We start from the raw sequence: 392 nt of genomic DNA, 5'->3' as shown, positions 1-392 counted from the left end.
CCTCAAAGCCCGCGGACTTCGTGGTGTCTTCCTTATCACCAGTGATGCCCATGAGGGCATCCAAGTGTTGCCCGATGCATCCTGGCAGCGGTGCCGGACTCATTTCGCGAAGAACCTCTACGAAAAAGTCCCGAAAACCCAGTGGCCGATGGTCTTAAGCGATGTTCCAGACAATCTTCCAACAACCCGACGCCCAATCCACCTGGGCACAAGCCCGCGAAGTCGTCGACCTGTTAGACCCAAAGTTCCCCCAGGTAGCGGCATATTTAGAGGAATCACTCGATGAGGTGCTGGCGTTTACCGCAGCACCGAAACCAGTCTGGACGAAAGTGTGGTCCAACAACCCCCACCGAGCGGCTAAACCGGGAGTTCCGCCGGCGCACCGACGTCGT

At 57.7% G+C, this 392-nt stretch carries 1 pseudogene; it reads left to right on the top strand.

Annotation, left to right across the window (positions count from 1 at the left end):
- A pseudogene (locus HMPREF3048_RS11770) lies at positions 1-392 on the top strand (transposase); the annotation flags it as partial.

It is taken from the genome of Corynebacterium sp. HMSC075D04 (assembly GCF_001815635.1).
GTDB lineage: Bacteria > Actinomycetota > Actinomycetes > Mycobacteriales > Mycobacteriaceae > Corynebacterium > Corynebacterium coyleae.
This window is presented reverse-complemented; position numbering and strand designations above follow the sequence as displayed.